This window comes from Streptomyces sp. DG2A-72, from assembly GCF_030499575.1.
Lineage (GTDB): Bacteria > Actinomycetota > Actinomycetes > Streptomycetales > Streptomycetaceae > Streptomyces.
Map to the genome: position 1 here is coordinate 6,711,982 of NZ_JASTLC010000001.1, position 19,405 is coordinate 6,731,386.

Genomic DNA, 19,405 nt, shown 5'->3' on the forward strand with positions numbered 1-19,405 from the left:
GCAACTCGGCCGACCCGTTTCCGATATACGGACGCGCCAATCTCTACAACGTACGGCCGTGCGGGTGCCGTAAACAGGCCGGGGCGCGCCATGTCGCCCCGGCCTGTTGCCGTCAGCGCAGCCCCAGCGAGCGCTTCAGGAAGTCCACCTGGAGCAGCAGCAGATTCTCGGCGACCTGTTCCTGCGGGGTCATGTGCGTGACCCCCGACAGCGGCAGCACCTCGTGCGGGCGGCCGGCGGCCAGCAGGGCCGAGGAGAGGCGGAGGGCGTGGGCGACGACCACGTTGTCGTCGGCCAGGCCGTGCACGATCATCAGCGGGCGGTGCGGCTCGGCGGGGGAGGACAGACCGTCGTCCGTCACCAGGGAGCTCTTCGCGTACGACGCCGGGTGCGCGGCCGGGTCGCCCAGGTACCGCTCCGTGTAGTGCGTGTCGTACAGCCGCCAGTCGGTGACCGGGGCGCCCGCGATGCCCGCGTGGAAGACGTCCGGGCGGCGCAGCACCGCGAGCCCGGCGAGCCAGCCGCCGTAGGACCAGCCGCGGATCGCCACCCGGGAGAGGTCCAGCGGGTGGCTCTTCGCGAGGTCCTGCAACGCCTCGACCTGGTCGTCGAGGGAGACGGTGAGGTCGTGGTGGACCGCCTTCTCCCAGGCTGGGGAGCGGCCGGGGGTGCCGCGGCCGTCGGCGACGACCACCGCGAAACCCTGGTCGGCGAACCACTGCGAGGTGAGGTGGGCGTTGTGCGCGGCGACCACGCGGGGCCCGTGCGGACCGCCGTACGGATCCAGCAAAACCGGAAGAGGGGTGTCCCCTTGGTGGTCCTGAGGCAACAGCACGGCGCACGGGATGCGCCGTGCGCCCCCCTCGGTGAGGATCACGCGGGGGGACATTCCGGGATCTTCCGCGTACGAGGGGACGGCCGCCGCCCTCTTGCCGTCGCGCAGCACCTGCACCCGCGCCCCCGGCTTGTCCGGCACCGCCGACACCAGGACCGTCACGCCCCCGGAGCGCACGGCCGAGTGCACGCCGGGCTCCTGGGAGACGCGCTCCATGCCGAGCTCGTTCACCCGGTAGACGTGCACTTCACCGGTCTCCGGGGCGGCCGCGTCCTCGCCCGCCGACGCCGAGACCAGCACGTCGTCGTCGGAGACGTCGAGCACGGCGCGCAGGTGCAACTGCGGTCCTGTCAGCGGGCGTTCACCGACCGCGAGGACCCGGGCGCCGCCCTCGTCGGCGATCCGCACGAGCTGTCCGGAGGGGCTCCAGCAGGGCACCCCAGGGAAAAGTTCAAGCCATGTTGGATCTTCGTCCGCGTGCACCATACGGGTCGCGCCGGTGTCCGGGTCCACGGCCAGGAAGAGCTGGCTGCGCTGGTCCCGGGCCTGGACGAGCAACAGCGGTGCACCCGCCGCTGACCAGTGCACATGCGCCAGATACGGGTAGCGCGCCCGGTCCCAGACGACCTCCGTGCGGCTCCCGTCGAGGCCGATCACGAACAGCCGGACCTCCGCGTTGGCGCTGCCCGCCACCGGATACGCGACGTGGTCCGGGTCACGTTCCGGATGGGCCGGGTCGGAGATCCACCAGCGCTGCACCGGCGTGTCGTCCGCGCGGGCGACCAGCAGCCGGTCCGCATCCGGCGCCCACCAGAAGCCCCGTGACCGGCCCATCTCCTCGGCCGCGATGAACTCGGCGAGTCCGTACGTCACTTGATCCGACTCCGGCTGCGCGAGCGCCCGGTCACCCTCGCCCTCGGCCCCCACGATCCGCAGGGCGCCCCGGACGACGTAGGCGATATGCCGTCCGTCGGGGGCGGGGCGCGGGTCGATCACCGGGCCGGGGACGGGGAGTTCGCGTGCCGTGCCGGCCTGTAGCTCGGCCGTGAAAAGCCGCCCTGACAACGCGAAAGAGGCCAACTCGACGGCCGTGTCGGTGGCGTAGCCGACGATGCCGGCGCCGGACTCGCGGCTGCGTTCGCGGCGCGCGCGTTCCTCGGGCGACAGGTTCTCCGACGTGCCGCCGAGCAGGGCGCGCGGGCCGGCCGCCACGCGCTCCCCGCCGTCCGGAAGGTCCAGCACCCAGAGCGAATTGGCCCGGTCCGTACCGGAACCCGAGCGCAGGAACACGACACGGGAACCGTCGGGTGCCACGGTGAACGAACGCGGCGCGCCGAGCGTGAATCGCTGGGTGCGGGCGTGCCGTCGGGGGAAGGAGTCGGGCTCTGTCGTCATGCCCCGACCATATTGGCCATGCGCCCCCTTGTGCGGCCGTGCGCCGACGGATGCGCACGCACCGATAGTTATGATCACTAGCGCTGCGTGGGTATGAACCTGCTGGCTGTCGTATGGATTTACAAGGTGCCCTGCTCTGAATGGAGGTGAGCCGCCGTGGCACTCTCGATCTCGGCGGTGGTGCTGCTGGCGATCATCGTCTTCCTGCTGGTCAAGAAATCAGGCCTCAAGGCGGGACACGCGGTCGTCTGCGTGCTGCTGGGCTTCTATCTCGCCTCCTCGACCGTCGCTCCGACCATCAGTGAGCTGACGACGAACCTGGCCGGGATGATCAGCAGCATCAAGTTCTGATCCACACCTTTAGGGTGGGTGCCATGACGGACCTGCCCGCTCGGCGTCTCCTGCTGGTGCACGCGCACCCGGACGACGAGTCGATCAACAACGGCGCCACCATGGCCAAGTACGCCGCCGAGGGCGCCCAGGTGACCCTGGTCACCTGCACCCTCGGTGAACTCGGCGAGGTCATCCCGCCCGAGCTGCACCACCTGACCGGCACCGCCCTCGGCGCGTACCGGCAGCGCGAGCTCGCCGCCGCCATGGCCGAGCTCGGCGTCGAGGACGTCCGTCTCCTCGGCGGCCCCGGCCGCTACCGCGACTCCGGGATGATGGGCCTGGCCGACAACGACGACCCCGCCTGCTTCTGGCAGGCCGACGTCGACGAGGCCGCCGCCCATCTCGTCGAGGTGATCCGCGAGGTACGGCCCCAGGTCCTCGTCACCTACGACTCCAATGGCGGCTACGGGCACCCCGATCACATCCAGGCCCACCGGGTGGCCATGCGCGCCGCCGAGCGGACCGGCCTGGGGATCCGGAAGGTCTACTGGAACCGCGTGCCGCGCCCCGTCGCCGAGGCCGCCTTCGCCCGGCTCCAGGACGACCTGCCCGGCCTGCCCTTCGACAAGTCGGCCGCCGTCGACGACGTGCCGGGTGTGGTGGACGAGACAGAGGTCACCACCGCGATCGACGGCACCCCGTACGCCGCCGCCAAGGCCGCCGCGATGCGCGCGCACGCCACGCAGATCGACGTGGCCGAGCCCTACTTCGCGCTCTCCAACGAACTCGCGCAGCCCATCTTCACCACGGAGTACTACCAACTGGTCCAGGGGGAACCCGCCCTTCCGGGAGAGACCGACCTGTTCGCCGGAATCGAGGAGGCGTCATGAGTTCGGCCGACCGGACCTCGATGCTGGCCCAGCCCCTGCACCGCCCGTCCGCCGTGCGGGCCGCCGCCTATCTGGGCCTCTTCGTGCTCGGCGCGATCGTCGGCGGGGCCGGGGCGCTGGTGCAGTCCGCCTGGATGCCGGGCGGGCTGCTGCTCGCCCTCGCCGGTGAGGCCGGGGCCTGTCTCGGCGGGGCGCTCGCCGCGCGCAGCAGAGGCGGGGCCGTCGCGCCGGCCGGCGGCTGGATGCTCGCCGTCATCCTGCTCACCGCCAGCCGCCCCGAGGGCGACTTCGTCTTCGCCGCAGAAGGCGGCTCCTATCTCTTCCTGCTCGGCGGTATGGCTGTAGCTGTGATCTGCGCCACGCTTGGCCCGGGGCGGCAACCGGGCGGCGGCCCCGTCCGACTTGGGAAATGACGTAACACTTCGTCTTCCGGGGGTGTGAGGGTGTCCCCCACACAGCACAGCGTGCTCGTGTTGGTCCCGTGTGGGTTTCCCGGGCGGTCGTGGGATACGGGCCGGAAGTGGCCAGTATGGTGGTGGCCGCCGCCGAGCCGCCCGAACTGTGCTGAGGACGAAACGGGCGGCGGAGCCAACCGGGAGAACCTGCCTTGAGTCGTGAAACTGACAGTCCGTCCTCCGGGCCCAACGGGCGCGGCGGAGCCGCCTACCCCTCGGGCACGCCGCCGTACGGGACCCCCGCGGTCTCCGGCGACGGTCCGGACACGGGCCGCGCGGCCACGCAGCCGGAGGAACGCAAGACCGAGACCACGCTGACGACCCGGGTCCGGATCAACATCCCCGGGTCACGGCCCATTCCGCCGGTCGTCGTGCGCACACCCGTCGCGGACTCCGGCGCCGCGGACGACACCGACGCCCCCGCGCCGGGGCCCGGTTCCGCCACGTCCATGGGCATGGGCACCGTCGAGGCTCCCGCCGAGCCCACGGCCCCCCAGCCGGCCGCCGAGGAGAAGACGAGCGACTGGTTCGCGCCGCGCCCGACCTCCAAGGGCAAGGGCGGTCCAAGTGGCCCCTCCTCCAACGGGGGCGCACCGTCCGGCGGTTCGGGCGCGGGTGCGTCCGGCAGCGGTACGGGTGCGGGCGCTCCCGGTCGTACGGGCGCTCCCGGCGGTCCGCGTCCGGGCGCCGCCGGTGCCGGTCGGCCCGGTGGTGTGGTCGGTTCCATGGGCGCGCCGGGCGGCGGCTCCCGCCCCGGCGCCACGAACGGCTCCGGGCTGCCCGGCGCCACCGGCGGACCCGTCGCCCCCGGGCACGGCGGCGGCACCGGTTCCTTCGACGTGACCGAGGCGCTGGCGGCCGGGCCGCTGGGCAACGGGGCGCGTCCGGGTTCGGGCGGCGGCGAACCGGCCCGCGACGACCTGCCGTACTTCTCGGACAACGACCGTGGCGGCCAAGGCGGTTCGGGCGGCTACGGCGCCCAGAACGGTCAGGCCGGCCCCGCGGGCCCGGGCGGGCCGAGCGGCTTCAACGGACCGGGCGGCCGTGGCGGCTCCGGCGGACCCCAGGGTCCCGCGGGCCCGACCGGCGGTCCGGTCACCGGCGACGGCCCGATGGTGCCGCCGATCGGCGTCGGGCCGGGCGGTGGCCCGGACGGCTTCGGCGGCGGGCCCGGCAACGGCCCCGACGGATTCGGCGGAGCGCCGGGCGGCTCAGGACGTGACTTCGGCGGCCCGGGCGACGGGCGCGGCGGTCGGGGCGGCGCGGGCAGTGCGTCCGGTGGTTACGGCGGTCCGGGCGGCGCGCCCGGCAGTCCGGGCGTGTTCACCGGGCCCGGTGGCCCTGGCGGTTCCGGCGGCCCCGCTGGCCCCGGTACGCCCCCCGGCGGCGTCCCCCAGGCCGGCATCGGCGCTCCGGGTTCCGGCCCCGGAGGGCTCGGTCCCGGCGGCGGTCTGAGCGACGACACCGCGATCCTCACCCCGCAAAAGCCCGCCCCCGAGCCGGGCCCGCAGGGTTACCCCGCCCCGGACAACGTGTCCGGACACACCGTCACCAGCGGCATCCCCGTGGTGCCGCCCGGCGCCGCGAACTCCCCGTTCGCGCCCGGCACGCACCCCGACGGTCCGCTGCCGCACACGCCCCCGAAGCTGCCCGAGCCGGACGAGAAGAAGGCCGCGCCCGCGGCGGCGCCCAGGAAGAAGAGGGGCCGCAACAAGCTGGCCCTGGTCGGCGTTGGCGTGTTCGTAGTCGCCGGTGTCGCCTACGGCGCCGGCCTGCTGATGAACCACTCGGACGTACCCAAGGGCACCACCGTGCTCGGCGTCGAGATCGGCGGCGGTACGCGCGACGACGCCGTCAAGAAGCTCGACGACGCCTTCGGTGACCGTACGAACCAGGCGCTGAAGCTGTCCGTCGACGGCAGGACCGTGTCGCTCAAGCCGGACCAGGCGGGCCTCCAGTTCGACGAGCAGGCCACCGTCCGCGCGGCCGCGGGGAGCGACTACAACCCGGTCTCCGTCATCGGCTCGCTCTTCGGCAACCACCGCGTCGTCGACCCGGTCATGCCGGTCGACGAGGAGAAGCTGACGGCCGCCCTGGAGGACGCCGCGGGCGGTGCCGGCTCGGTGACCGAGGGCACGATCAAGTTCGAGTCCGGCAAGGCCGTCGCCGTCTACGGCAAGGCGGGCAAGGGCATCGCCGTCGGCCAGTCGACCGACGCGGTCGAGGAGGCGTACCGCAACCAGGTGGAGACCGGCAAGGCCACCCCGGTCGAGCTGCCGACGACCACCCAGCAGCCGACGGTGTCGAACGCCGAAGTCGACCGTGAGATGAAGGCCTTCGCCACGCCCGCGATGTCGGCCAACGTCATCGTGAGGACGGACGCCACTCGCTTCATCGAGTTCAGCCCGCAGAACTCCCTGTGGAAGTTCCTCCGGGTGAAGGCCGTGAACGGCAAGCTCGTAGACAGCCCCGACCTGAATGCGCTCCAGGAGCTTTACGGCCAGACCTTCGACGGCGTGCTGATCACCCGGAGCACCGGTGAGAAGACGCCCGTTACCCCCCAGGACGTCTACGGCGCCCTGCGTCAGGCCCTGCTGAGCACGACCGACCGGGACGCCGTCATTGAGACGAACCCGAACTAGTCGAACACGACGGAGAGAGGGCACCCGGCGAACACCGGGTGCCCTCTCGCTGGTGATCCGGCTCGTTGCAAGATCAACCTCATCGGCACACCTACTAAGACAGGAATCTGCATGCACTTCCTTCGTCGAGTCATGGTGTTCCTCGCCAGCTTGATCACGCTCACCGGTGCGACCGTGCTCCTGGCGTCCCCCGCACAGGCGGCCACCTCCTGTTCGGGCACCATCACCTACTCCGACACTGTCTCGCGCAGCGGCAGCGTCATAGGCGAGCTGGTCATCTACTACAACACCAGCAACGGCGGCACCAACAGCGCCTGCTTCTACCACCGTGGTGTGTCCTACGGCGTCGCGGCTCCCACCTCGATTCAGATTCTGCGGTGCTCGCAGACGTCAGGCATCGGCCAGGTGTGCACCCCGACCCAGAACTCGGTTCCAGACAGAGGTAATTACGCCTACTACGCCGGTCCGGTCGGCGTGACCGGCACGGCGAACTACTGTGTCTCGGCGGTCGGTCAGATCTGGTGGGGCGATCGCGGGTACCCCATAGACACCGGCAGGCGAGGATGCTGAACGACGCGGCTTGAGGGACGCAGCTCACAAGGGGCACCCGGCACGCGCCGGGTGCCCCTGGTCGTCGTATGACATCTGTCATCCAGCAGTCAGGATCGCCGACACTGCCGGGCGAGGGGCCGCGAGAGCCACTCTGGATCACATGACGACGACAGTGGTCGCATTCGACCAGGTGAGCAAGACATACGGCACCGTGCGGGCCGTGGACGGACTGAGTCTGACCCTGCGCCCGGGGGAGACCGTGGCGCTGCTGGGACCCAACGGAGCCGGTAAGTCGACGACGCTCGATCTGCTGCTCGGCCTGAGGCAGCCCGACAGCGGCACGGTCCGGGTGTTCGGGACGGGGCCGCGTGAGGCCATCGTCGCCGGGCGAGTGGGCGCGATGCTGCAGAGCGGCGGGCTGATGGACGAGGTCACGGTCGCGGAGCTGGTACGGCTGGCCTGTGCCCTGCACCCGAAGCCGTACCCGGCGAACGACGTCCTCGCCCGCGCCGGGATCGCGCAGATCGCCGACCGCAAGGTCAACAAGCTCTCCGGCGGCCAGGCACAGCGTGTCCGGTTCGCCCTCGCGACCGCCGGCGACAGTGACCTGATCGTCCTGGACGAGCCGACCACCGGCATGGACGTCACCACCCGCCAGGCCTTCTGGGCGACCATGCGCGAGCAGGCCGACCAGGGGCGGACCGTGCTGTTCGCCACGCACTACCTGGAGGAGGCCGACGCCATCGCCGACCGGGTGCTGGTGCTGCACCGGGGCCGACTGCTGGCCGACGGCACGGCGGCCGAGATCAAGGCGAAGGCAGGCGCGCGGAGGATCTCCTTCGACCTCTCCGACGGCACCCTCGACGAGGCCGCACTGCGGGCGCTGCCCTTCCTCACGCGTCTCGACGTGTCCGGCCACACCGTCCGCATCCAGTCCGCCGACGCCGACGCCACCGTCCACGCCCTCTACGGCCTCGGCCTGCACCCCCGCAACCTCGAAGTCGCCGGGCTCGGCCTGGAGCAGGCGTTCGTGGCCATCACCGAGGCCGAGGAGGCCCGTATCTCATGAACAATCTCATCCGGCTGGAGCTGACCCGCGCCCTGCGCAACCGCAAGTTCCTGTTCTTCTCCGTGCTGTACCCGTCGGTCCTCTTCCTGCTCATCGCGGGCAGCGCCGACAGCACCACGAAGGTCGACGGAACGGGCCTGACCCTGCCGACGTACATGATGGTCTCCATGGCCTCCTTCGGCGCTCTCACCGCCGTCCTGATGGGCAACAGCGAGCGCATCGCCAAGGAGCGGGAGAGCGGCTGGGTACGGCAGTTGCGGCTGACGCCGTTGCCGGGCCGCGGCTATGTCCTCGCGAAGACGGCGAGCGCGGCCGTGGTCAGCCTGCCGTCGATCGTGATCGTCTTCGCCGTCGCCGCCGTGGTGAAGGGCGTACGGCTGGACGCCTGGCAGTGGCTCGCCCTGACCGGCGCGATCTGGGCCGGCAGCCTCGTCTTCGCGGCGCTCGGTGTGGCCATCGGCTATCTCGCGAGCGGGGACGCGGTCCGCCCGATCACGATGATCACCTACTTCGGCCTGTCCATCCTCGGCGGTCTGTGGATGCCGACGACGACCTTCCCGGACTGGCTGCAGGACATCGCCAAGTGGGTGCCCACGCACGCGTACGCTGCCCTGGGGCAGGCGATCGAGCAGAGCCAGGCCCCGCACGCCAAGGACATCGCCGTCCTCGCCGTCTTCTTCGCCCTGTTCACCGGCGGCGCGGCCTGGCTGTACCGGAAGGACACGCTGAAGGCGTGAGCAGCATCGGGATCGGCATCGGGCAGCGCCCGCAGAACCGCCGGCAGAAGGCCGTCAAGCTGCTGTGGACGGGGATCTGGCTCGCCTACCTGAGCGCGCCCGTCTCCGACCTCCTGCACGGTGGGCACAGCGACGGTGTCCGCGTCCTCGGCTGGATCGGGCTGGTCGCCTTCGTCGCCTGGTACTTCGCCCTGATCTTCCGCACCGGACGCGGCGAGACCAACGGCGTGGTGCTCGGCTCGGTGGCCGTCCTGGCCACCCAGTCGACGGTCCTCTCCCTCACCCTGGGCCGCGAGTGGCTCGTCCTGTTCGTGTACGTGGCGATCTCCTCCGGGGCTGCCCTGCCGTTCCACCTCGCACGCTGGACCATCCCGGCCGTGTCCGCCCTGCTGACCGGCGTCGCCCTCGCGGTCCCCGGCGGCACGTCGTTCCTGGCCGGACTGCTCCTCCCGGCCCTCCTCGGCGGCTTCTCCATGACCGGCGTACGCGAACTCATCCGTACGACCATCGAGTTGCGCGAGGCCCGCACCACCGTCGCCCAACTCGCCGCCAACGAGGAACGCCTGCGCCTGGCCCGCGACCTGCACGACCTGCTGGGACACTCCCTGTCGCTGATCACGCTGAAGAGCGAACTCGCCGGCCGAATGCTCCCCGCCCACCCCGACAAGGCGGCCCAGCAGGTCGCCGACATCGAACAGGTCAGCCGGCAGGCCCTGGTCGACGTACGCGAGGCGGTGTCGGGTTACCGCCGTCCCCGCCTCTCCGCCGAACTGGCAGGCGCCCAGGTCGCGTTGACCACCGCCGGAATCACCGTCGACCTGCCGCCCGCCGAACCCGACCTCACCGGCGTCCCGGAGGACAGCGAGACCGCCCTCGGCTGGGCCCTGCGCGAGGCGGTCACCAACGTCGTACGCCACAGCGGCGCCCACCGCTGCACGGTGGAACTCCTCCGCCGCCAGACCCTCGACGGCCCCATGCTCGAACTCTCCGTGGAAGACAACGGCTCCGGCAGCCCCGGCAGCAGCCCCGGCCACGGACTCACGGGCCTCACCGAGCGCCTGGAGAAAGCGGGCGGCAGCCTCGAGGCGGGCCGCGTCGGACACGGCTTCCGCCTGGTCGCCCGGGCCCCCGCCGGCCGGACCACCGACGTAGGATCCGGCACATGAGCCGCACGATCAAGGTCCTGCTCGCCGAGGACCAGTCGATGGTCCGCGAGGCCCTGGCCGCATTGCTGGGCCTGGAGGACGACATCGACGTCGTCGCCCAAGTGGCGCGAGGCGACGAGGTACTGGCGGCGGCCCGCGCCCACGACATCGACGTGGCCCTGCTGGACATCGAGATGCCGGGCATGACGGGCATCGAGGCGGCGGCCCAGGTCCACCGGGAACTCCCGGCCGTGAAACTGGTCGTCCTCACCACCTTCGGCCGCCCCGGCTACCTCCGCAGCGCCATGGAGTCCGGCGCCGACGCCTTCCTCGTCAAGGACGCCCCGGCGGCACAATTGGCGGAGGCGGTCCGCAAGGTACTGGCGGGGGAGCGGGTCATCGACCCGACCCTGGCGGCAGCGGCGCTGGCGGAGGGCGCGAACCCGCTGACGGACCGCGAGCGAGAGGTGCTGCGAGCGGCGCAGGACGGCTCGACGAACGCGGAGCTGGCGGCAGCCCTGCATCTGTCGCAGGGCACGGTCCGCAACTACCTGTCGACGGCGATCCAGAAACTGGCGGTGCGGAACAGGGCGGAGGCGGCGCGGCTGGCAAGGGACAAAGGCTGGCTGTAACCCCCCAGGGGCGCGGGGCTGTATCAATGTGCGGCTCCGCCGCGTGGGCGCGACCAGCCCGCACGCACCCGCACCCGCCCAATCAGTTCAACATCGCACGAGCCCCATGCGCCTGCCCCCGCACCTTCTCAGCAGCAGCCTCATCCACCGCCCCCACCACCTCCGCATACGCCTCCAACTCAGCCGCACCCCGGAGAAAATCCCCCCGCCGCACCAGCAGCTGCGCCCGCTCATACCGCAACCGAGCCGGATGCGAAGGCAACAGCAGCGACAACTCCACCCCCCACAACGCCACATCCGACCGCTCAGGCCGAGCCGCAGCCCAGGCCCGCACGTTGTTGAGAATCCGCACCACCACCTCCAACGGATCGGCCGGCGCCAGCATCGACGGCTGCAGCGCGGCCCCCGTCGCCCCCGCGACCATCAACTCCACATCACCCCCGCTCAGCACCCGCCCCCCAGCAAAGGGATCGGCCAGCACCTGCTCCTCCGCGTCCCCGAACCCGACCACGAAGTGCCCCGGCAACGCGACGCCGTACACATGCGCCCCCGCCCGCCGAGCCACCTCCATCCACACCACCGACAGCAGAATCGGCAACCCACGCCGCCGCCGAAGCACCTCATGCAGCAACGACGACTCAAGGCGCCGATAGTCCGTGGCCCAGCCGCGAAACCCGCACCGGTCCCCGAGCAGCTCCCGCAACGCCACCGCCCACGACCGCGGCCCCCCGGGCCGGAACGGCAGCTGCCCCGCCAGCTCGTCCAGCTCGATCTGCGCCGCATCGATCCCGGCCTCGTCCAGCGCCCCGTCCGCCTCCGCGCCGACCAGCAGGCACAGCGTCGACAGATCGGGCCGTTCGGAACGTGCCTCTTCGGCGAACCGCCGCCGCAGCTCGGCGGACCGTTCAGGCGGGGGAGGGTAGGGGGGACGCATAGCTGGCTCGTGCCCTCTCACTGCGATCCGTACCGGCCGGCGTCGTTCGCCACGTCCGTCGCCACCTCGTCCGAGGCCGGCTCGCGATAGTGGTGGTACGAGTGATGCGCACCGAAGCCCATCCCGCCGTACAACGCCCGCGCCCCCTCATTGTCCGCCTCGACCTGCAGCCACGCAGCCGACGCGCCCTCGTCGAGTGCCTTGCGGGCCAGCGCGGCCATGACCTTCGTGGCCAGCCCCTCCCGCCGCCGCTCGGGATCCGCCTCGACGGCGGCGAACCCGGCCCACCGCCCGTCCACGACCAACCGCCCGATGGCGGCGGGCGCGGCCCCGCCCGCACCGGGCACCGTCGCGAACCACACCGACGGCCCACCCCCCAGCACCCTCAGCGCCACGTCACTCACGCCCTTGCGCTGATAACGCCCCAGCCACTGCGCATCGGCGGCCCTGGACAGCACGACCCCGGCCCCCGTCGCCCGGTCGGCGACCGGTGCCAGGCCGCCGATCCACATCTCAGCCGTCACCTCCCGGGCCCACCCGCGTCGCTCCAGCTCGGCGCACAGCAGCTCCTGCGTACCCTCGGCCCCGGTCGCGGTCTGGATGTACGCGGGCAGCCCACGGTCGCCGTACCACCGCCGTACGACGGTGAGCGCCTCGTCGAGCGGCAGGCCGGGGTCGCCGAGCGGCAGCACGGAGTTGGCGCGCCGGGTGAACCCGGACGCGGCCCGCAGCTCCCACTCGCCGAGCCGCTCGCTCTCCACCGGCCGCCAGGCCCGGGAGGCGACCCGGGCCAGCTCCTCGTACGAGGCGGCGGGACCGCGCCGACGGGCGGGCGCGGGCGGCACCACCTTGCCCGCGACCAGCGAGGACTCCGGAATCCGGACGGACTGCCCGTCCCGCCGCCTGATCACGAGCACACCGGTGTCCCATGATGTGAGAACACCCACCGTGTCGGTGAATTTCTCGTGCGTGGTTCCAGGCTCGTTCAAACGCCGTACCGAGACACGTTTGCCCACGTCAGCAGTGGTGATACGGATCTCGAGGCGTCCGGCCGCGGAGATTTCCACAGGTCAGTTCACCCCTCCTGTTCGGATCATGCCCAAGAACGGAGATACTAGATGCGGGCATCGACGACGCCGCGCTCCCGCGCGCCAGGCGGCGGAGCCTGAGGAGGCCCGCCAGCGCCCTACCGAGGAGGAACGACAGCGTGACCTACGTCATCGCGCAGCCTTGTGTCGACTTGAAGGACAAGGCGTGCATCGAGGAGTGCCCGGTCGACTGCATCTACGAGGGCCAGCGGTCCTTGTACATCCACCCGGACGAATGCGTCGACTGCGGAGCCTGTGAGCCGGTCTGCCCGGTCGAGGCGATCTTCTACGAGGACGACACTCCGGAGGAGTGGAAGGACTACTACAAGGCGAACGTCGAGTTCTTCGACGAGCTCGGCTCCCCCGGCGGCGCAAGCAAGCTGGGCCTGATCGAGCGCGACCACCCCTTCATCGCCGCGCTGCCGCCGCAGGCTGCCGAGTAACCCGCAAGCGGCCCGCACCATCGTGCCGCCTCGGTCCCGTACGGCCTGATCGCCTTGATCGTCGCGCCGCCGTACGGGACCGAGGCGTTTGCGCCGTTCGAGAAAGTGAGCCAGAACCCGTGTCCGCAGTCTCCGACCGCCTGCCCACCTTCCCGTGGGACAAGCTCGCGCCGTACAAGAAGACGGCTGCAGCCCACCCCGACGGCATCGTCGACCTGTCGGTCGGCACCCCGGTCGACCCGGTCCCCGAGCTGATCCAGAAGGCGCTGATCGCCGCGGCCGACTCCCCGGGCTATCCGACCGTCTGGGGCACGCCCGAGCTGCGCGACGCGATCACCGGCTGGGTGGAGCGCCGACTGGGCGCCCGCGAGGTCACCCACCACCACGTCCTGCCGATCGTCGGCTCCAAGGAACTGGTCGCCTGGCTCCCGACCCAGCTGGGCCTCGGCCCCGGCGACCGGGTCGCCCACCCGCGCCTGGCGTACCCGACGTACGAGGTCGGCGCCCGCCTGGCGAGGGCGGACCACGAGGTGTACGACGACCCGACGACGCTGGACCCGACGAACCTGAAGCTCCTCTGGCTCAACTCCCCGTCGAACCCGACCGGCAAGGTGCTGTCCAAGGCCGAACTGATCCGGATCGTCGCCTGGGCCCGCGAGCACGGCGTCCTGCTCTTCTCCGACGAGTGCTACCTGGAGCTGGGCTGGGAGGCCGACCCGGTCTCGGTCCTGCACCCGGACGTGAACGGCGGCTCGTACGAGGGCATCGTCGCCGTCCACTCCCTCTCCAAGCGCTCCAACCTGGCGGGCTACCGCGCGGCCTTCCTCGCCGGCGACCCGGAGGTCCTCGGCCCCCTCCTGGAGATCCGCAAGCACGGCGGCATGATGACCTCCGCGCCCACCCAGGCCGCCGTGATCGCCGCCCTCTCCGACGACGAGCACGTCCGCATCCAGCGCGACCGCTACGCCGCCCGCCGCGAGTCCCTCCGCGCAGCCCTCCTCACCCACGGCTTCCGCATCGAACACAGCGAGGCCAGCCTCTACCTCTGGGCCACGAGAGACGAGTCCTGCTGGGACACCCTCGCCCACCTCGCCGCCCTCGGCATCCTGGTCGCACCGGGCGACTTCTACGGCGAGGCAGGCAAAAAGTTCGTACGAGTGGCTCTCACAGCGACGGACGAGAGGGTGCAGGCGGCGGTAGAACGCCTGGCGTGACAGCTGACCGCTGACCGCTGTGGGCATTCGTTCCGCAGGGCGGAACGGGTGGGCACGGCCTGCAGCGCCAGGCACCGGCTGAACACGCCCCGGCCCCTGCCGACGTAGACACACAAAACGACGGGGCCCAGGAAACGTCCCTGAACCCCGTCGCGGCCAAACCCAGGCGGTCAGCCGACCGGCAGCTGCACCGGCACGGACGGCGCAGCCGGCAGCCCGCTCTGCGTGAGGGACCCCGTCGACACGCCACTGTCCGCCGCCGCGGCGGTCGCGTCGCCGAGGAGGGCCCCGGCCGACCCCGCCGCGTCCCCGGCGGTCTTCTGCGCCGCCGGCGTCGCCTTCTTGACCGCCTTGCCGCCGGTCTTGCCCGCGGCCGGCACCGCGTTCTTGACCGCGTTGCTGCCGGCTTCACCCGCGAGCCCGGTGACGTGCTGCGCCGTACCGTCGACGCTGTCGCCGACGCTCGCCCCGTCCAGGGCGGTCAGCCCGCTGAGGTTCGGGGTGGCCGGCAGTTCGGGGGCCGCGCTGGCGGAGCCGGCCGCACCGACCCCGGCTGCCGCTCCCGCTGCGACGAGCAGCGCGGTACGGGCGATCCGGCGGGTCAGGGGGAGGGACATAATGCTCCTTTGACGGGAGAGAACGTTGGAGTGTCCGACCTTGCCCGGCAGTTGATCCCCCTCCGCGACCGACTGGCCGCCGGCCTGCGGTGGTTGATCGAGCGGGCTCGGACGCAGTGACTACCGCTCGAAGCCCGCGAAGGTTGCGGCGGGCCAACGTAAAGAGTTGGTAATGCGTCGCATTATCGGCTGCGGATAAAAACGGGCAAACGGTGCCCCGCTCGAAACTCTGCCGAATCCTTACAGCCCTTTGTTCTCAAGGGATTTGGCGTATACGGGGGTGACGGCGCGAAAACCTGAGCACACCGTCGCCCGCGCGTGCCGCGCATAACTCCCGCGAGCGACCTTCCGTACTACTGCGCGGTCACGACTCGGACCGAGTCAGCCGTGTCCGCCGTGTTCTTCTCCGCACCGGCGGTGCCCGCGCCGACCGCCGGCCGCCACCGGCTGTCCGTGTTCCCGGCGGTCCACACCCGTCCGGCGTAGGAGACGCGTTCGATATGCAGGTCGGAGGCGTTGGCCACGGCCCAGTGCGCCAGCTGCCAGCCGCGCTGCGTCAGGCTGCGCCCGGTGCCGCCGTCGGAGTCGTCGGTCACGGGCAGCGTCAGGGTCCGTCCGTTGCTCTCGATGCTCGGGGAGGGCGTGGGAGTCGACGACGCCGCGTCGCTCACCACCGCGCCGGCCGGCTCCAGCCCGTCGCGCCCGAAGTCCCGGGCGAGCGCGGACCGTACCGTCTCGGTCCCTTCCGCGCGGGTGGCACCCGGGCGTCCCGCACAGGTCAGGGTGGCCGCCGAGCGTCCGGTGAGAGCGGCGGCGAGCAGCACGGCGTCCGGCTCGTGCTTGGCGTAGGCCTCCGGAAAGCCGCTGCGCTGCACGCGCTGCGCGGCCACGGTGAGCGGGAGGCGGGTGTAGCCGGGGACCTTGGCCAGATGCTCGTAGAAGATGCCCGCCGCGTAGGTCGGGTCCATGATCTGCTTCTGCGTGCCCCAGCCCTGCGAGGGCCGCTGCTGGAACAGGCCGAGCGAATCCCGGTCGCCGTGGTCGATGTTGCGCAGCGCCGACTCCTGGATCGCGGTCGCCAGCGCGATCGCCACCGCCCGCTCGGGCAGGCCGCGCGCGGTGCCGACGGCGGTGATCGTCGCCGCGTTCACCGCCTGCTCGGGCGTGAACTCGTAGGCCGTCCCGCCGTCCTGGCCCGACACCACCTTGCATCCCGGTGTGCCTGTGCCGCCGGTGATGTACTGCATCACGAGATAACCGGCGATGGACAGCAGGACCACGAAGGCCGCCCCGAAACGGAAGAGGCGGCCGCGGCGTCGTCGAGCAGGGGATGGCGCTGGCATTCGTACAAGGTAGCCGAGGTTACCGAGGGGTATGGGTCCGGTGGGGAAAGTGGGCCGAAGGCCTGGCGGGTTAGGGTCGACTCCATGGCCGACATCCCGCTTGACCTCACGTTGGACGCCGCGCGGCTGACCGCGCAGCTCGTCGACTTCCCCTCGGAGAGCGGCACCGAGAAGCCCCTCGCCGACGCGATCGAGACCGCCCTGCGCGCCCTGCCGCACCTGACGGTCGAGCGGTACGGCAACAACGTCGTCGCCCGTACGAACCTGGGCCGCGCCGAGCGCGTGATCCTCGCCGGCCACATCGACACGGTCCCGATCGCCGAGAACGTCCCGTCGCGGCTGGACGAGGACGGCGTCCTGTGGGGCTGCGGCACCTGTGACATGAAGTCGGGCGTGGCGGTCCAGCTGCGCATCGCGGCCACCGTCCCCGCGCCGAACCGCGACCTGACCTTCGTCTTCTACGACAACGAAGAGGTCACCGCCGACTTGAACGGCCTCAAGCATGTGGCGGAGGCCCACCCCGAGTGGATCGAGGGCGACTTCGCGGTGCTGCTGGAGCCGTCGGACGGGCAGGTCGAGGGCGGCTGCCAGGGCACCCTGCGGATGCTGCTCAAGACGAGCGGCGAGCGCTCCCACTCCGCGCGCAGCTGGATGGGCTCGAACGCGATCCACGCGGCGGCCCCGATCCTGGCGCGGCTGGCGGCCTACGAGCCGCGCTACCCGGTCATCGACGGCCTGGAGTACCGCGAGGGCCTGAACGCGGTGGGCATCTCGGGCGGCGTCGCCGGAAACGTCATTCCGGACGAATGCGTCGTGACCGTCAACTTCCGCTACGCGCCGGACCGTACGGAGGAGGAGGCGATCGCCCACGTCCACGAGGTGTTCGCGGACTGCGGGGTGACCGAATTCGTGGTGGACGACCACAGCGGCGGCGCCCTCCCCGGCCTCTCCCACCCGGCGGCCGCGGCCTTCATCGAGGCGGTCGGGGGCACCCCGATGCCCAAGTACGGCTGGACGGACGTCTCCCGCTTCAGCGCGCTGGGCGTCCCGGCGGTGAACTACGGCCCGGGGAACCCGCACTTGGCCCACAAGCGTGACGAGCGCGTGGAGACGGCGAAGATCCTGGCGGGGGAGAAGCGTCTGAAGGCCTGGCTGACGGCGTGACGACGCGGCGGATGCGGGCGGCGGACATGCCGATGTCCCCCGTCCGTAACCGGCCTGGATCTACGCTGAGGTGGAAATACCGCAAGCGGAGGGAGCGCACATGGCTACCGGGAACCCCGAGGGCAAGAAGCGGCCACCGGAGGAGCAGCGCCTGGGACCGGTCCTCCGGCGGCGGAGTCAGGTCACGGCGAGTACGACCGACCAGCGGCTGCTGGACGCCGGCGGCCCCTCGGACTGGGTCCACACCGACCCCTGGCGCGTCCTGCGCATCCAGTCGGAGTTCATCGAAGGTTTCGGCACCCTCGCCGAACTCCCGCCCGCGATCAGCGTCTTCGGCTCCGCCCGTACACCGGTGGACTCACCGGAGTACGACGCGGGCGTCCGCCTGGGTCGCGGCCTGGTGGAGGCCGGCTGGGCAGTGATCACAGGCGGCGGCCCCGGCGCCATGGAGGCAGCCAACAAGGGCGCCTGCGAGGCCAAGGGCATCTCCGTCGGCCTGGGCATCGAGCTCCCCTTCGAACAGGGCCTCAACCCCTACGTCGACATCGGTCTCAACTTCCGCTACTTCTTCGTCCGGAAGATGATGTTCGTCAAGTACGCCCAGGGCTTCGTGGTCCTCCCCGGCGGCCTCGGCACCCTCGACGAACTCTTCGAGGCCCTCACCCTCGTCCAGACCCAGAAGGTCACCCGCTTCCCCATCGTCCTCTTCGGCAGCGCCTACTGGGGCGGCCTCATCGACTGGCTCAGGAACACCCTGATCGCCCAGGGCAAGGCATCCGAGAAGGACCTGATGCTGTTCCACGTGACGGACGATGTGGACGAGGCGGTGGCGTTGGTGTCGAAGGAGGCGGGGAGGTAGCTTTTCAGCCCTCGCGCGGTTGATTCTTTTCAGCCCCTCCGGCGTTTGAGGAGCGGGGGTCCGGAGGCCGACCCCCGGAACGGGGTCGAAGGGGCGGAGCCCCTTGAGGATGGGACGGGTAGGGGCGGCGGGGGCGAAAAAACGCCTACGCCAGCCCCCGCCGGGCAACAGCCGGCGGCCGACGCCCCGCGATCGACGCAACCATGTCCAGCACCTGCCGCGTCTCGGCAACCTCATGCACCCGATACACCTGCGCCCCGAGCCAAGCGGACACCGCAGTCGTCGCCAACGTCCCCACCACCCGCTCCTTCACGGGCCGATCCAACGTCTCCCCCACAAAGTCCTTGTTGGACAAGGACACCAACACCGGCCACCCCGTCCCGACCATCTCCCCCAACCGCCGCGTCGCCTCAAGACTGTGCCGCGTGTTCTTCCCGAAGTCATGCCCAGGATCGATCATCACCGACTCCCGGGGCACCCCCAGCGACACCGCCCGCTCAGCCAGCCCCACGGTCACCCGCAGAATGTCGGCCATGACATCGTCGTACGTCACCCGATGCGGCCGGGTCCGCGGCTGAGCCCCACCCGCGTGCGTGCACACCAGCCCCACCCGGTACCGCGCAGCAACCTCCGCAAGCCCCGGATCGACCCCGCCCCACGCGTCGTTCAGCACATCCGCCCCGGCCTCGCACACCGCCTCCCCGACGTCATGCCGCCACGTGTCCACGCTGATGATCACGTCCGGGAAGCGCCGCCGCACCTCCGCCACGAAGCCGACCGTCCGCCGCGCCTCCTCCTCGGCCGACACCTCTTCGCCCGGCCCCGCCTTGACCCCGCCGATGTCGATGATCGCAGCACCCTCTGACACCGCCTGCTCCACGCGCGCGAGGGCGGGCTCGTCACGGAAGGTGGCCCCCTGGTCGTAGAAGGAGTCCGGGGTCCGGTTCACGATCGCCATGATCACCGGCTCATGCGGCCCGAATTCCCGCCTGCCCAGCCTGAGCATCCCCTGTGACCTCTCCTAGTACTTCCCTGGTACATCCAGGCCTTGGGCCGCC

General features: G+C 71.4%; 19 protein-coding genes. 13 read left to right on the forward strand and 6 right to left on the reverse strand.

Annotated features, from left to right (window positions below):
• Positions 1-112 precede the first annotated feature (112 nt).
• The gene (locus tag QQY66_RS31950) at positions 113-2,230 is read right to left on the reverse strand and encodes a S9 family peptidase (RefSeq protein ID WP_301983774.1); all 2,118 of its coding nucleotides are present in this window, start codon (positions 2,228-2,230) and stop codon (positions 113-115) included.
• Positions 2,231-2,386: 156 nt separating this feature from the next.
• On the opposite strand from QQY66_RS31950, the gene QQY66_RS31955 reads away from it, so the two are divergent.
• The 9 genes from QQY66_RS31955 to QQY66_RS31995 all read left to right on the forward strand — a co-directional run bounded on the left by QQY66_RS31955 (position 2,387) and on the right by QQY66_RS31995 (position 10,685).
• Complete coding sequence (locus QQY66_RS31955) at positions 2,387-2,581, forward strand: hypothetical protein (RefSeq protein WP_301983775.1); 195 nt, start codon at positions 2,387-2,389, stop codon at positions 2,579-2,581.
• A gap of 23 nt (positions 2,582-2,604) precedes the next feature.
• The gene (gene mshB, locus QQY66_RS31960; protein WP_301983776.1) at positions 2,605-3,453 is read left to right on the forward strand and encodes an N-acetyl-1-D-myo-inositol-2-amino-2-deoxy-alpha-D-glucopyranoside deacetylase; all 849 of its coding nucleotides are present in this window, start codon (positions 2,605-2,607) and stop codon (positions 3,451-3,453) included.
• On the forward strand, positions 3,450-3,866 hold the full coding sequence (locus tag QQY66_RS31965; protein ID WP_301983777.1) for a DUF6113 family protein: 417 nt from the start codon (positions 3,450-3,452) through the stop codon (positions 3,864-3,866). Before mshB ends, QQY66_RS31965 begins: the two co-directional genes overlap by 4 nt.
• A 194-nt stretch (positions 3,867-4,060) precedes the next feature.
• Positions 4,061-6,550, forward strand: a complete 2,490-nt coding sequence (locus QQY66_RS31970) for a hypothetical protein (protein ID WP_301983778.1) — start codon at positions 4,061-4,063, stop codon at positions 6,548-6,550.
• 111 nt (positions 6,551-6,661) lie between these two features.
• Positions 6,662-7,120, forward strand: coding sequence for a hypothetical protein (locus QQY66_RS31975; protein WP_301983779.1), 459 nt, complete (start codon positions 6,662-6,664; stop codon positions 7,118-7,120).
• Between the two features lie 142 nt (positions 7,121-7,262).
• The gene (locus QQY66_RS31980) at positions 7,263-8,171 is read left to right on the forward strand and encodes an ABC transporter ATP-binding protein (protein ID WP_301983780.1); all 909 of its coding nucleotides are present in this window, start codon (positions 7,263-7,265) and stop codon (positions 8,169-8,171) included.
• Entirely contained in the window at positions 8,168-8,908 is a 741-nt protein-coding gene (locus QQY66_RS31985) for an ABC transporter permease (RefSeq protein WP_301983781.1), read from the forward strand. Before QQY66_RS31980 ends, QQY66_RS31985 begins: the two co-directional genes overlap by 4 nt.
• The gene (locus tag QQY66_RS31990) at positions 8,905-10,074 is read left to right on the forward strand and encodes a sensor histidine kinase (RefSeq protein WP_301983782.1); all 1,170 of its coding nucleotides are present in this window, start codon (positions 8,905-8,907) and stop codon (positions 10,072-10,074) included. The genes QQY66_RS31985 and QQY66_RS31990 overlap by 4 nt, the downstream gene beginning before the upstream one ends.
• A complete protein-coding gene (locus QQY66_RS31995) occupies positions 10,071-10,685 on the forward strand; it encodes a response regulator transcription factor (RefSeq protein WP_301983783.1) in 615 nt (204 codons plus the stop codon). Before QQY66_RS31990 ends, QQY66_RS31995 begins: the two co-directional genes overlap by 4 nt.
• An 82-nt stretch (positions 10,686-10,767) precedes the next feature.
• On the opposite strand, the gene QQY66_RS32000 is transcribed toward QQY66_RS31995, so the two are convergent.
• Together QQY66_RS32000 and QQY66_RS32005 are read right to left on the reverse strand one after the other, a co-directional pair.
• Positions 10,768-11,619: a transglutaminase-like domain-containing protein gene (locus tag QQY66_RS32000; RefSeq protein WP_301983784.1), complete on the reverse strand. Its 852-nt coding sequence runs from the start codon at positions 11,617-11,619 to the stop codon at positions 10,768-10,770.
• 17 nt (positions 11,620-11,636) lie between these two features.
• Positions 11,637-12,686, reverse strand: coding sequence for a GNAT family N-acetyltransferase (locus QQY66_RS32005; RefSeq protein WP_301983785.1), 1,050 nt, complete (start codon positions 12,684-12,686; stop codon positions 11,637-11,639).
• Positions 12,687-12,826: 140 nt separating this feature from the next.
• Between QQY66_RS32005 and fdxA the strand changes: the two genes are divergently transcribed.
• The gene (fdxA, locus tag QQY66_RS32010) at positions 12,827-13,150 is read left to right on the forward strand and encodes a ferredoxin (RefSeq protein WP_210585670.1); all 324 of its coding nucleotides are present in this window, start codon (positions 12,827-12,829) and stop codon (positions 13,148-13,150) included.
• Between the two features lie 119 nt (positions 13,151-13,269).
• Positions 13,270-14,364, forward strand: coding sequence for a bifunctional succinyldiaminopimelate transaminase/glutamate-prephenate aminotransferase (locus tag QQY66_RS32015; protein ID WP_301983786.1), 1,095 nt, complete (start codon positions 13,270-13,272; stop codon positions 14,362-14,364).
• A 170-nt stretch (positions 14,365-14,534) separates the two neighbouring features.
• On the opposite strand, the gene QQY66_RS32020 is transcribed toward QQY66_RS32015, so the two are convergent.
• Positions 14,535-14,981 (reverse strand): ATP-binding protein, encoded by a 447-nt coding sequence (locus QQY66_RS32020; RefSeq protein WP_301983787.1) that lies wholly within the window; start codon positions 14,979-14,981, stop codon positions 14,535-14,537.
• Between the two features lie 353 nt (positions 14,982-15,334).
• Positions 15,335-16,324, reverse strand: a complete 990-nt coding sequence (locus tag QQY66_RS32025; RefSeq protein ID WP_301983788.1) for a heavy metal transporter — start codon at positions 16,322-16,324, stop codon at positions 15,335-15,337.
• An 84-nt stretch (positions 16,325-16,408) separates the two neighbouring features.
• Between QQY66_RS32025 and dapE the strand changes: the two genes are divergently transcribed.
• Positions 16,409-17,488: a succinyl-diaminopimelate desuccinylase gene (gene dapE / locus QQY66_RS32030; protein WP_301983789.1), complete on the forward strand. Its 1,080-nt coding sequence runs from the start codon at positions 16,409-16,411 to the stop codon at positions 17,486-17,488.
• Positions 17,489-17,588: 100 nt separating this feature from the next.
• The gene (locus QQY66_RS32035; RefSeq protein ID WP_301983790.1) at positions 17,589-18,347 is read left to right on the forward strand and encodes a TIGR00730 family Rossman fold protein; all 759 of its coding nucleotides are present in this window, start codon (positions 17,589-17,591) and stop codon (positions 18,345-18,347) included.
• 145 nt (positions 18,348-18,492) lie between these two features.
• Here QQY66_RS32035 and folP read toward each other — a convergent pair whose 3' ends face one another.
• A complete protein-coding gene (gene folP / locus QQY66_RS32040) occupies positions 18,493-19,353 on the reverse strand; it encodes a dihydropteroate synthase (RefSeq protein WP_301983791.1) in 861 nt (286 codons plus the stop codon).
• Between the last annotated feature and the right edge of the window lie 52 nt (positions 19,354-19,405).

What these genes read in the sequence shown, in the direction of transcription:
- mshB (WP_301983776.1), top strand. Translation starts at nt 2,605, where the DNA reads ATGACGGACCTGCCCGCTCGGCGTCTCCTGCTGGTGCACGCGCACCCG.
- QQY66_RS32035 (WP_301983790.1), top strand. Translation starts at nt 17,589, where the DNA reads ATGGCTACCGGGAACCCCGAGGGCAAGAAGCGGCCACCGGAGGAGCAG.
- QQY66_RS31980 (WP_301983780.1), top strand. Translation starts at nt 7,263, where the DNA reads ATGACGACGACAGTGGTCGCATTCGACCAGGTGAGCAAGACATACGGC.
- dapE (WP_301983789.1), top strand. Translation starts at nt 16,409, where the DNA reads ATGGCCGACATCCCGCTTGACCTCACGTTGGACGCCGCGCGGCTGACC.
- QQY66_RS31995 (WP_301983783.1), top strand. Translation starts at nt 10,071, where the DNA reads ATGAGCCGCACGATCAAGGTCCTGCTCGCCGAGGACCAGTCGATGGTC.
- QQY66_RS32025 (WP_301983788.1), bottom strand. Translation starts at nt 16,324, where the DNA reads ATGCCAGCGCCATCCCCTGCTCGACGACGCCGCGGCCGCCTCTTCCGT.
- QQY66_RS31965 (WP_301983777.1), top strand. Translation starts at nt 3,450, where the DNA reads ATGAGTTCGGCCGACCGGACCTCGATGCTGGCCCAGCCCCTGCACCGC.
- QQY66_RS31975 (WP_301983779.1), top strand. Translation starts at nt 6,662, where the DNA reads ATGCACTTCCTTCGTCGAGTCATGGTGTTCCTCGCCAGCTTGATCACG.
- folP (WP_301983791.1), bottom strand. Translation starts at nt 19,353, where the DNA reads ATGCTCAGGCTGGGCAGGCGGGAATTCGGGCCGCATGAGCCGGTGATC.
- QQY66_RS31950 (WP_301983774.1), bottom strand. Translation starts at nt 2,230, where the DNA reads ATGACGACAGAGCCCGACTCCTTCCCCCGACGGCACGCCCGCACCCAG.
- QQY66_RS32000 (WP_301983784.1), bottom strand. Translation starts at nt 11,619, where the DNA reads ATGCGTCCCCCCTACCCTCCCCCGCCTGAACGGTCCGCCGAGCTGCGG.
- QQY66_RS31985 (WP_301983781.1), top strand. Translation starts at nt 8,168, where the DNA reads ATGAACAATCTCATCCGGCTGGAGCTGACCCGCGCCCTGCGCAACCGC.
- QQY66_RS32020 (WP_301983787.1), bottom strand. Translation starts at nt 14,981, where the DNA reads ATGTCCCTCCCCCTGACCCGCCGGATCGCCCGTACCGCGCTGCTCGTC.